The following is a 12325-nucleotide window of genomic DNA, read 5'->3' as shown; positions in this document are numbered from 1 at the left end:
TCGAATATCCCAAAACGATCTTTTATGGAGACTTTGAATTTGATTAAAAACGACCCTTGGCTGGAGCCTTATGCCGAGGCCATCAACGGACGTCATCAGTATGCCGTAAACAAGGAAGCCGAGTTGACAGGAAAGCAAACCTTGTCTGATTTTGCATCCGGCTATATGTATTTTGGTCTGCATCGTACAAGTGATGGGTGGGTGTTTCGCGAGTGGGCCCCCAATGCAACCCAAATTTTTCTGATAGGAACTTTCAACGATTGGAAAGAGCAACAACAATATAGCCTGAAGCGTGATACGAATGGCAATTGGGAGATAAAGCTTCCCGCCGATGCCATGAAACACGGTGACTTATATAAACTGATGGTGTATTGGAACGGTGGTTCCGGCGAACGTATCCCGGCATGGGCCACTCGTGTGGTGCAGGACGAACAAACAAAAATATTCAGCGTACAGGTATGGATGCCGGAGAATGCGTATAAGATGAAAAAACATTCCTTTAAACCGTCCACGAACCCTTTACTGATATATGAATGTCATATCGGTATGGCTCAACAGGAGGAGAAGGTGGGAAGTTATCGGGAATTTCAGGAGAAAGTTCTTCCGCGCATAGCCGGACAGGGCTATAACTGCATACAAATAATGGCTATTCAGGAGCACCCCTATTATGGTAGTTTCGGATATCATGTTTCCAGTTTTTTTGCGCCATCTTCCCGCTTCGGCACTCCGGAAGAACTGAAAGAATTGATTGACACGGCTCACAGTATGAATATTGCCGTCATCATGGATATTGTTCATTCTCATGCAGTGAAAAACGAAGTGGAAGGATTGGGGAATTTTGCCGGTGATCCTAACCAATACTTCTATTCCGGCGGGCGGCGTGAACATCCGGCTTGGGATTCCCTATGTTTTGATTATGGAAAAAATGAAGTGATACACTTCCTGCTATCCAACTGTAAATATTGGCTGGAAGAATTTCATTTTGACGGTTTCCGCTTTGACGGCGTGACCTCTATGTTGTATTACAACCATGGCCTGGGCGAAGCGTTCTGTAACTATGGAGACTACTTCAACGGTCATCAGGACGATAATGCCATTTGTTATCTGACCCTTGCCAACCGGCTCATCCATCAGGTAAATTCCAAAGCCATAACAATTGCCGAAGAAGTTTCGGGAATGCCCGGACTGGCGGCCAAGTACGAAGATGGAGGCTATGGGTTCGACTATCGTATGGCAATGAACATTCCCGACTATTGGATTAAGACCATCAAAGAGAAAATAGATGAAGACTGGAAACCGTCAAGTATGTTCTGGGAAGTTACCAATCGCAGAAAAGATGAAAAGACAATCTCTTATGCGGAAAGCCATGACCAGGCCTTGGTTGGCGACAAAACTATTATTTTCCGCCTGATTGATGCCGATATGTACTGGCACATGCAGAAGGGAGATGAAAATTATACGGTGAACCGCGGTATAGCTCTTCACAAAATGATACGCTTGTTGACTGCAACGACTATCAATGGCGGCTATCTGAACTTTATGGGGAATGAATTCGGCCATCCCGAATGGATTGATTTCCCTCGCGAGGGTAACGGTTGGTCTTGCAAATATGCTCGCCGTCAATGGGATTTGGTGGACAATCCCCGATTGGCATACCATTACATGGGTGATTTTGATACGGCAATGCTCGAAGTGGTGAAAAGCGTGAAGAACTTCCAGGCTACTCCGATTCAGGAAATATGGCATAATGACGGCGATCAGGTGTTGGCCTATATGCGCAAGGATTTAGTCTTTGTGTTTAACTTCAATCCTAAACAGTCTTTCACAGACTATGGTCTCCTTGTGCCGGCAGGAACTTACGAAGTGGTTCTGAACACCGATGACCCGGCATTTGGCGGCAACGGGCTTACAGATGATACGGTGAAGCATTTCACCAATCATGACCCATTGTACAAGAAAGAAAAGAAAGAATGGTTGAAGCTCTATGTGCCGGCACGTACGGCTGTGGTGTTGAGAAAAATCGAGTAATCACTTGAGCAACTCAACCTCACGCTTTTGTGCACGCAAACCCACACCTTAAGAGAAAGCAAGCCTGAAGTTTGAACTTATAAGCCTAATGGCAGACCGCTGATGTGCCATAGTACAAGTAAAAGCGTCCAGGAAAACAGGATGGTAAGTGAATATTTCCAGGTATATTTTAAGAGTGAGCCATAAGTTGACTGCTTGTCATATTGCTGCATATAAGTCAGTACGAGGGGCATGTAAAAGATAAAGGGCGTAATGGCATTGGTGGCGCTGTCACCAATGCGATATGCGCATTGAACCATGTCCGGCGAGATGCCCATACCCGCCAATACCGGAACAAAGATGAATGACATGAAAGTCCATTTGGCGGTGGCCGATACCATAATCATGTTGACCAAGGCCGTGAACAGAATGAACAATATCAAAACCCATATACTGCTTAAACGTACAGAAAAAAGCAAATTTGCTCCCATGATGGCTATGCATCTGTCCAAATGAGAATACTCGAAACATGCAAACATTTGTGCGGCAAAGAAAGTGATCACAAAGTACACACTCAGTAATTTCATGGGTTGCGTCAGTCCTTCTATCATATCACCGTCCGTGCGATAGCGTCCTGAAGCAAAGCCGTATATCATCCCTGTCAATCCTATGCCAAGAGATAGCAGAAAGAGAATGCCCACGATGAAAGGAGAACGAATAAGTCCGCCATTGACGCCACGCAGTATGCCCCACGGAGAGAAAGTGGCCCATACGATAATGCCTATATACAGCAAAGCCACCATAACGGAACCTATCAGTGCCCTTCGTTCTTTCCGGGATAATTGTTTGTATCCGCCGAAACGAATGTTGCCTTCGTACTTGCCTAAACCGGGCAGCAAGCTCTTGCGGGTTATATAGTAAATGACAAATGTGAGCAGGAAAGTAGAGGCAAAGAAAAAATAATAATTGCACAGAGGTCCCGTTTGTCCGGAAACTACGTTGGACATATCAGCCGCTTCCTGAGTAGAAGCGGCAAGCATGGAATCCAAAGTCGTCAAGAAGATATTAGCACTATATCCGCAAGATACGGAAACGTATGCTGTGATTATTCCTCCTATGGGATGCAAACCGACGAATTGGAATAAAGTGGCTGCTATGGGGAGCAAAATGATATATCCTGCATCTCCCACCACATTGGAGAGCAAGCCCAAGATTATCACCCCAATGAGCGTGCGCCAAGGAGCGAGTTTGCTTCGCACCCCTCTGCGGATACATGCGTCAATGAATCCCGAATGTTGAGCCACGCCGATTCCAAACATAGCCACAATCACCAAACCCAGAGGAGCAAATCCCGTAAAGTTAGTGATCACATGACGCAATAGCCAGCGTATGCCTTCCGGACTCAGCAAGCTTTGCACGCGTATCTCTTCACCCGTCTGCGGATGCGGCACGCTCAGACCATAGATGTCGAATATCCATGATAGAAGGATGACTGCCAGCGTCAGCAGGAAGAACATCGTGGCGGGGTGTGGCATGCGCAATCTACTCATCGTCGGCCTCCAGATTGTCGATGTTCAAGATGCGGAGTTCTAATGCGCGTACGGCCAATCGGGTAGCATTCACCCCTACCCTTTCGTCGGAAGAAAAGAGACGTCCCACCAAATCGTTCTGACGCTTCTCCAACGACTTCACTCCAAACGGCATGCCTTTCAGATTGGCTATCATCTCCTTGGTATATCCCAATGCCAGATGGCGAAGGAACCGCTCGTCGTATTCATCGATGTCATAGCTGATAATAGCTTCCTGACGTTTAGCATCATTCAACACCGATTTCTTAAATCGCTCTACAATCTTCTCTAAGATAGGATGGTTGAAGACCATTTTTTTACCATCCATCACAGCCTGTACATCGGTTTTGGTTAGCAGTTCGCCGGTTTTCAGAATGATGCCGTCAGCTCCTGCTTCAAGCACCTCTACCCATAATTTCTCGTTCAGTATTTCTCCGGTGAATATCAGGACATGCACGTCGGGGTAGCGTTTGATAATGTTGCGGCATATATCCACCCCGATGGTAGTAGAGCCTCCCAAACCTAAGTCAAGCAAGACGAGGTCGGGCACGCCGTTTTCCATCAAAGTCCAAAACTCTTGTTCTGTCATAGCAGTGCCAATGATTTCAGCATTAGGTATCTCATGACGGAAAATTTCTTCCGTGCCTTTCAGTTCCAGTTTGACATCCTCAACGATGATTACTTTGAATTTTTTATCTTCCATATATGTCTTTCCATTTAAAATCCAAACAAAGTTGGATAATTCATTAATAATTAACTTTTGTATTATATCTTTGTATCAGGATGTTAAGAGGAAGTAGGCTCTGCTGAGGAGCAACCTACCAGCGATAAGCATCCTGACGGCACGCAGTAATGCTACTTGTGGAGGCGGTTACACGCCTCTCTTTTTGTATTACTGATACTGTCTGATATGGCTAAGAAAACCTGAGCCAAAATCCTATGGTAAAACAAACTTTCCACAGCGGACATCAACGAAGTGAGCCGCAAGTTCCTTTATCAGTCAAACCATGTAATGAGAGTTACAGACTTTTTTGAGCGGACTTCAAAGCCGCAAAAGATATGTAGTATTTCTCTCAAAAGAAAGTTGTTTTACCTTATAGGATTCTATATCATTTGATAACACATGGCACATATTCCTTTTCATGTTTAAGTACAAAATAGACTCTGTTCACTAACCGTCTGGCAATTTTCACAATAGCCTTTTGCGGATTCATCCGTTTCCGGTATTCCGTATAAGCCATTGTCATGGCCGGGTCTTTCCGGATGGCAACCCATGCGGCTTCCACCAACAGACACCGGAGCATGAAATGCCGACGGGGTGTAATGTCACCCACATTATCATTATCACCACTGGAATGACACATGGGAACCAATCCAATGAAAGAGGCTAAATGGTCCGCATTGCTGAAACGGACAATATCGTCAATCTCGACCATCAGGGTAGCGGCGGTTGTAACACCTATACCCGGAACGGATGTCAGCAGGCGTATCGGTTTGTCGAATGGTGCTTTCCGGGATATTTCACGGATGGCACGTGTTTCCTGCAGCAGCATCTTCCTCAAGCGGATGAACTGCTCAAGGTGAAGCTCCAGTGTTTTCTTTCCATACTCCGTTGAGAGTTCAAGGCAGTGCAGCCAATTCAGAAAACGCTTCGACCAGCACCCGATTGAACTCCGGGTAAATTCTTCCGGTATTTCCACTCCATGGAAACGAAGCAATGATTTGATACGGTTCTTGGCACGTGTGCTGTCTTTTACTATCAGGTTTCTCAGCCTTATCAAAGAGCGCATTTCCAGGATGTCAGTTCCCGGAACATATATCCCTTCTAACGAACCTGAACGTAACTCACGGGCGAGCTTGTTGCAATCCACCGCATCGGTCTTACGTAATTTCTCCTTGCTCATCGTCGGAACATCCGCAGGATTGACCACTATATTGTTGATACCTAAATCCGTCAACTTCTCGTGTATCCAGAAGCCACAGAAACCGGCTTCATAAACTGAGAAGTAATTGGCACCCGGATAATTGCTTACCAAATATTTATGCAACGCTTCCGGCTCCGGATCTTGTCTGAATCTTCTCAGTACTGAATGTTTCGATAAGATTGCTACCGACCAACTCTTCAGGTGGACATCAATTCCTACGTAAATATTTTGTCCACTAAAATCTAATGTGTTACTTTGTACACGTTTCATAAGCTATATCGTTATGAGTTAATATTGTTTTTTTCACTTACAAAGTTAACTATAATGGTATAGCTTTTTTAGGGCTATCTTCTGTTATCCGTCACTTCCGATTTTAAACATAGGAACTTTATTTCTTCGGTAGCGTAAAATATACAGTAAAACCTCCATCTTTTCCCTCTTCGGCGTTGATTCTACATCCGCGACGTCCGGCAAACTCGTCATGATCGCGAATAATCTGTTTGCAAACCAGATATTCCGTACCATGGAGCTTTCCTCTTTCACCTGCTGTCATACGAGCCAGTTCCGGATAAAATAAATGATTCAATTCCTCCCGGCTTTTCTCCCTGCGCATATCCGTAAACCGGAAACGCACGAAGTCACCGTCTTCTTCAGCCGTCAGGTGGATATTCCCGTCTGAAGAATCGGAAAGAGCCTCATCAATCAAATTCTCGAGTAAGAAAAACAACAGATTCCGGTCACCGATAATCCACTCTTCCAATGTCTCTGTCTTGAAATTGAGATGTGATTTACCTGCTTTGCTCTTTTTGAGAAAATATTTCTCGGCAGCATTCATTAATTCGGTTACGGCAATGGCGGAGCGGCGAAAAGTGACTTCTTCCAGTTGTCGGGAGGCGCATGAACTGAGTATCGTGAAGATTCCTTTGTAATATTCTATCAATTCACGGATAGCAATAACAGTATCTCTTTCTTCATCCTCTGCTATCTGTCCGGATCTCAATTTCCCGATCAATTGTTTTATCTTGTTGGGATAATAAACGGTTTCATGCTTAATGGTAGAAAGACAATTGTCTAAAACCATGTTCTGTACATGCAACAGACTGTCTTCCCGCAATGCCCGCCGGGCTTCATCCTGTGCCGTCTCAATATCTCGGAATTTGACAATCAGTTTTACCACTACATTAAAAAGCACGATGGCTATGTATCTGGCAATGAGTTCCGACAGCAGACGGTCGGTCTCTTGTTCTGTTCCTACCCTGCGCTCCAGACACAGCACGCCAATGCACAGTCCCGCACTTCCGGTATCTACCATAAGTGGCAAAGCATACGTGTTTCCTTCAGAAATGTAGGTGCGTTGATCAAAACTTTGCTGCATTATCTTTTTCCACGGCACTTCTTGTTCTGTTCCTCTCTCTTCGGCAGGATTGGAAGTAAATTCCAATTGCCGGGTTGTTTCGTTATAGACGGCAAGAATCAATCTGTCAATGCTTAATAACTCATTTACCGCATCGAAAGCAGAATTTACAATTTGCAGAGGTATCTCCTTCCAGATATTTTCTTCCTGCCGGAGCATCTCTTCATTTCTTGAAACAGATAATAAAGAGGAAGCAAACACTTTTTCGTTTATCTCCAATACTTGTTCCAGGTTCCAACGGTTGACTAAACGTTTGCGGATATAAAGGATGTAGTAACCCAGCAACAATGCAAATAATAAAACCAGAGTCAACAATATGCCAACTATTCTGTTGGTGGTGGAACGTTCCAACTGTCGGCAATATTCTTCGAGAGACCGGTCCTCACCCAATAGCTTATATAAAGTGGTGTAGGCCGCATTGTTATAATTATAGTCATCCCAATGCTTCAATGCAAGAAATGAAACTGCGGCTTCGTTTCTGATATCCAGAATGACATGAAAATCGGAATAAAACATTCGGTTCCACCAATCCAATTCTGCCGGTGTATCGTTTCCGGTCAAAGTCATGTAGCGGCGCGGATGCGGTGCATATCGTTTGTAATGTTCATTCAGGCAGTACATGGCAGAATCTATATATAGCAGGGCTTCCTCATATTTTTCTTCCACATTGCAGTAATAAGCCTCGTTGGCATAATCCGAAGCGGCGTCGAGCAGCCTTTCGTACTCATTTCGTGCATTTAATGCCAATGAGTCGTTCTCTGTATCTACGGATAATTCTTCTCTTCCATGGTGGTGGCAAGAAGATACCCCTAAGGATAAAAGCAGTAAGAAAACGGATGTTGTTTTACGAATGATTCCGGGCAACCTGAAATAGAAACGGCTGCCTTGTCCCAAGGTGCTTTCTACATTGAATATACAGACCTTGAATAACTCATTGGTCTTGCGATATTTTTCGATAATGCCTTTGCAATTCATCAGTCCGAAGCCATTTCCTTTGTTCTTTTGCAATTCCTCCTTATCAAGAGACTCGTTCATCCCGATGGCTTTCGAGTCGTAAACTTTTTCACCGACAATGCGTGCCACGTCTTCTGCCGACAGTCCGCAACCGTTATCTTCTACCGAAATCTCCACATACTCCTCTTCTTGCTTCGCATAAATCCTTACCGTTCCTCCCCGCGGAGTATATTTACGCGCATTTTCGGCCAATGTATTTATCATGAACAATGTCAATGCTTTATCGGCCTTCACCCAAGAATCCGCAGGCAGTACGTCCAACGTGAGTTGCTTCATTTCGAAAGCCCGGTTTCCTTTACGCACCAAGTCAAACAATTCATTCAGTTCAAAGGTTTCCACATTCAGACTGAGTTTTCCTTGTTTCATCTTGATCCATAAAGTAAGAATATCGTTATACTCATTGATTGTAGTCACCAATTCATTCATGTATAGATACCTGTCAGCCTTTATGCTTTCATCTGCCACGAACTCTTTTCGGGTAAGCTTGTGCACTTCGTTGGTGATACGATCGATATAAGGATGGATACCGTTCACAATAGCCATGCATGCCTTCTTTATCAGATTCTGTCGTTTGTTTTCTGCTATGTGTTGTTCGTGGATATAACGCTGTTTTTCCAGCCTTCGGCGCTCGTCACCCAAAGAAAGGGTGGTCATACCATTATCCAATGCCCACTGAATATAAGGAGCTATCACTTTCACCATTGCTTGTTCGTCTTTTCCGATGCGGCATGGAAAGGTCAATTTACCATCTTTAATTCGGACATCTTTTACCCCGAAGAGCAACTCTAATTCCGGACAGACTGACTGTTGAATGGCTTCGACTATTTCTTCTTCGCTATGTGCATCGGCCGGAATGGATACTGTAATTTTCTGGCAAATATCCAACATCAGTTGCAGGCGATGGAGATGCCGGTTGCTTCTTGCCTTGGAATGTTTATTGAAAAGCCAGAAGAGGAAAAATAACAGCACGAAACCGATAAGTACCACTGAAAGTACAACGTTCAATTGTTTCGACTCCTTCTCCAGCGCCTGATACCGGCTTTCCAATTCCTTGTCTTGGCGAGTATCTTCCAATATATCCAGATAGATATTGCGGTTATAATTTAAATTCTCTTTCATTCCGAGACCGGCATATGATACGGTCAACTGTTCGCGAATACGCAAAATCCACTCGGGTACGGTCTTTAGCTTGTGATCTATCCATACTCTTTCTGTGCTGATTGTATCTCTGTGGTCAAACGCTTTCAGGTAATCCTCATTGTTATGGCTGTGATAGAAACGACGATGATGACTGTTCACGCATTCCAGTGCCTGCTTCAGGGTGTCCAGCGCTTCGGCATACCTGCCATGTACATTCAAGTACCTGCCAATAGACACATAGGCTCCTGCAATCTGATATAAGTCATTGTATTGGCGGAATTTAGTTAATGCCAACTGCCCAAGTCGCATGGGCAATAAAGAATCCGCGGGTATGCCCGATTGTATTAAATCATGCGAACGCCTATTCTGAAAGAATTTATAACTATCGGGTGAAACCATTAGGTTGGCAAGGCCTTGCACACTGTTTCCTTCAAAATAGAGATACCCCTTTCGCGAAGCTATCTGCCAGGTGGTATAAAGCTCGTCAAATTCTTGAAGCATACGTTCGTCCGGATACTCACCGTCGCACAAAGCGGCAGAACCTTTGATGTAATGATAATACAATAATTGGTTGGTGTCGGTTGCCAGCTCTTCGTTTGCAACTACCATATTTATGGAAGTCATGGATTCGGGACGCTGTTGCAGATAATAATAATATACGGCAGAGACTATATGAAATTCCGAACGGGCGTAGTTCAACCGCATACGCTCGTGCTTATCGACAAAAAGGTCACGGTCTTCCGCTATTCGCTTCATGCGGCGCAAGGCGCTGTTCCTATAATCATAAAACTCCTTATTCAAAGCTGTCCGCTGATAAATCTTCATCAGACCTATGTCGGCAATCAGAAGTTCCAATTCATTTTTAGTTATATTGTAGACGTCCATGAACAGCTTCTCCGCTTGCTCAAAATCCATGCGCATAAAGGCACAGAAGCCCAGGTTATTAGAAGCCTCTGCCCGCCCCTGTTTATACAGATTCACCTCTTGATAGGCCCGTAGAGCGGCGTGATAGGAAGAGTCCAGATTTTTATAACGATATAAATACGCCACTTGGTTCAGAGAGTCAATAAGGCGTACTTCCTTGATGGGAGCTGCTCCCCCACACGAAACCATTACTGCACATAAGTAAAGTAATCCGGCAAGCCATATTGAAGAAAGTTGCTTCATTGAGCAAAACTACAAATAAATCCCTGAAAGAAAAATTATTTTTATACAATAACTCTTGTTGTATGTAATGGGAATTTCATACCTTTGCATACATATTAACAAATAGGTAATATCTATTACAGAAATGAGCGAAAAAACACCTTTTATGGTATTCTCCGGAACAAATTCGAGGTACCTTGCAGAAAAAATTTGCGCCAGTCTTAATTGCCCTTTGGGAAAGATGAACATTACCCACTTTGCAGACGGTGAGTTTGCCGTCTCTTATGAAGAGTCTATTCGTGGCGCACACGTCTTCTTGGTTCAATCAACCTTTCCTAACTCTGACAACCTGATGGAACTTTTGCTGATGATTGATGCCGCTAAAAGAGCATCAGCCAAAAGTATTGTGGCAGTCATTCCCTATTTTGGATGGGCACGTCAGGATAGAAAAGACAAGCCGCGTGTATCTATCGGTGCGAAACTTGTTGCCGACCTGCTTTCTGTTGCGGGAATTGATCGTCTGATAACAATGGACTTGCATGCCGATCAAATTCAGGGATTTTTTGACATTCCGGTAGATCACCTGTATGCGTCAGCCGTATTCCTTCCCTATATCGAGTCGTTGAAGTTGGAAAATTTGGTAATTGCCACTCCGGACGTAGGTGGTTCCAAACGAGCCAGCACATTCTCCAAGTATCTGGGTGTTCCTTTGGTATTGTGCAATAAAACGCGCGAAAAAGCGAATGTAGTTGCCACAATGCAGATAATCGGCGACGTGAAGGACAAAAATGTTGTATTGGTAGATGATATTGTAGACACAGCCGGTACCATTACTAAAGCTGCCAACGTCATGATGGATGCGGGAGCAAGGTCTGTTCGTGCCATTGCCAGCCATTGTGTAATGTCCGACCCGGCTTCTTTCAGAATTCAGGAATCATCTTTGTCCGAGATGGTATTTACTGACAGTATTCCTTACTCCAAGAAATGTGCCAAAGTAAAACAATTAAGCATTGCCGATATGTTTGCTGAAACCATCAATAGAGTAATGAACAATGAATCCATCAGTTCGCAATATATTATCTAAGAATCATTTCGGCCAATAGATAACGAGGGCGCGTCAAATTTCTGATGCGCCCTTTTCTCTCATTTTAGAGGCAAATGGCCCACGTTTCCACCTTGCGGATTATCCGCCGATATAATGGACGTATCTCTCAAAGAAACGTCTGAAAACTTTCCGATTCATCAACACTCTTTCAAAAAACAGGATGCCCGACATGGCGCAGAGGATGCCCAGCAATACATCAATCAGGTAATGATGGCCCGAATAGACTGCCGTCCACCAAATGCCGGTCATAATGACGCCAAACAGAATCACCAGCCATCTTTTGCAACGATTGATGATGGCATAGGCCAGGGCCACTACCATATAGGCTGCATGAAGCGAAGGCACTGCTGCAAAGACATTGGCATTCCGTCCGTAAATGGAACCGAAAACCGCGCATCCCAATAATTCGTCAAAACGCTCCAGACCCGCCACATTGCCCGGAGTGTCGAGCACAAGATCGAAACCATAATTCATGGCATACCAAGGGGGAGCTGCAGGATGGATATAATATCCTGCAAAACCGATAAGATTGACCAATAGAAATACTAATGCAAAACGCAGATATACACTGCGATGCCCCTTTAAATACAACCATAGTCCGAAAGCCATTGGAACAGGTACCCAGCACAGATAGAATATTCCGGCCAAAAAGTCTGCCACCTTACAATGGTGCAAGGCAAAATATTCGCAAGGAATAAGAGTGACGCCGCCAATAGATAAACCAAACAGGGATTTCTCGGCCTCATACAGACCTTTAATATCAACCGGACCGACCATATAATTGGGATATATGCGCATCCAATCATACGAAATGCCGAATATAAAGAAAGGCAATAGGGCCACAGCCAATTTACGAGAAGGTTTGCCGGCAAAGAATAATATCAAAAATATAGCAGCCATCAGAAGATGTTCCGGACGGAGTCTGATGCAAAGCGCTGTCAGCATCAAGAAAAGCGTCGTTATGACAACAGCCGGGACAGTCTCTCTCATCGACGGAATCCATTCA

The 12325-nt window shown here is 44.4% G+C and carries 7 protein-coding genes; 2 read left to right on the top strand and 5 right to left on the bottom strand.

Annotated elements, in window-relative coordinates:
• Positions 1-24 precede the first annotated feature (24 nt).
• Positions 25-2028, top strand: a complete 2004-nt coding sequence (locus tag C4H11_RS01685; protein WP_106040224.1) for an alpha amylase C-terminal domain-containing protein — start codon at positions 25-27, stop codon at positions 2026-2028.
• Positions 2029-2105: 77 nt separating this feature from the next.
• Here the strand turns inward: C4H11_RS01685 and C4H11_RS01680 are convergent, their stop codons facing one another.
• From C4H11_RS01680 to C4H11_RS01665, 4 genes are all read right to left on the bottom strand, one after another.
• On the bottom strand, positions 2106-3557 hold the full coding sequence (locus C4H11_RS01680) for an AbgT family transporter (protein WP_129588270.1): 1452 nt from the start codon (positions 3555-3557) through the stop codon (positions 2106-2108).
• On the bottom strand, positions 3550-4278 hold the full coding sequence (locus C4H11_RS01675) for a DUF5932 domain-containing protein (RefSeq protein ID WP_106040223.1): 729 nt from the start codon (positions 4276-4278) through the stop codon (positions 3550-3552). Before C4H11_RS01675 ends, C4H11_RS01680 begins: the two co-directional genes overlap by 8 nt.
• A gap of 406 nt (positions 4279-4684) precedes the next feature.
• A complete protein-coding gene (locus tag C4H11_RS01670) occupies positions 4685-5770 on the bottom strand; it encodes an IS110 family RNA-guided transposase (protein ID WP_106040103.1) in 1086 nt (361 codons plus the stop codon).
• Between the two features lie 118 nt (positions 5771-5888).
• The gene (locus C4H11_RS01665) at positions 5889-10235 is read right to left on the bottom strand and encodes a DUF5113 domain-containing protein (protein WP_106040222.1); all 4347 of its coding nucleotides are present in this window, start codon (positions 10233-10235) and stop codon (positions 5889-5891) included.
• A 124-nt stretch (positions 10236-10359) separates the two neighbouring features.
• Between C4H11_RS01665 and C4H11_RS01660 the strand changes: the two genes are divergently transcribed.
• Entirely contained in the window at positions 10360-11298 is a 939-nt protein-coding gene (locus C4H11_RS01660; RefSeq protein ID WP_164996501.1) for a ribose-phosphate pyrophosphokinase, read from the top strand.
• A gap of 99 nt (positions 11299-11397) precedes the next feature.
• On the opposite strand, the gene C4H11_RS01655 is transcribed toward C4H11_RS01660, so the two are convergent.
• Positions 11398-12309, bottom strand: a complete 912-nt coding sequence (locus tag C4H11_RS01655) for a phosphatase PAP2 family protein (protein WP_394336045.1) — start codon at positions 12307-12309, stop codon at positions 11398-11400.
• Positions 12310-12325: the final 16 nt, after the last annotated feature.

The organism is Bacteroides zoogleoformans (genome assembly GCF_002998435.1).
In the GTDB taxonomy this organism is placed as follows: domain Bacteria; phylum Bacteroidota; class Bacteroidia; order Bacteroidales; family Bacteroidaceae; genus Bacteroides; species Bacteroides zoogleoformans.
Note: the sequence above shows the minus strand (reverse complement) of the source record. Positions and strands in the feature narration are given on the sequence as shown.